This is a genomic window from Pseudomonas sp. AC463 (assembly GCF_979253585.1).
Genome location: NZ_CEEDDZ010000328.1, coordinates 1 through 327 on the forward strand (window position 1 = coordinate 1; position 327 = coordinate 327).

Here is a 327-nt window from a genome sequence, read left to right on the forward strand (position 1 = left end):
GCGGTACGATGCCGACAACATCGACATGGTCGCCATGATCGAGGTCGCGGTGAAGGCCGGTCTCGGCAATCTCGAGTCGGAGCGGAAGAGCGATCGGGTCGGTGCCGCATGGGCCGCGAAGCGCGAACGTCTTCAGAAGGGCGATCGTACGGTCATGACGCGCCGCGCGCCGGGCTGGCTCACCGTCGAGGGATCGCCCCCGGCGTTCGTCGTCGTGAAGGACAGGGCCGAGACCGTGCGGCGGATCTTCGAGTGGACCGCCGCGGGTCTCGGCAAGCATCTGATCGCGCGGAACCTGAACCTGGAGGGCGTGGCCCCCTTCGGCAG

At 68.2% G+C, this 327-nt stretch carries 1 protein-coding gene; it reads left to right on the forward strand.

Features of this window, described 5'->3' with window-relative positions:
• The coding region (locus tag AC0IYH_RS30365) for a hypothetical protein (RefSeq protein ID WP_471837855.1) at nt 1–327 on the forward strand (327 nt) is incomplete at both ends.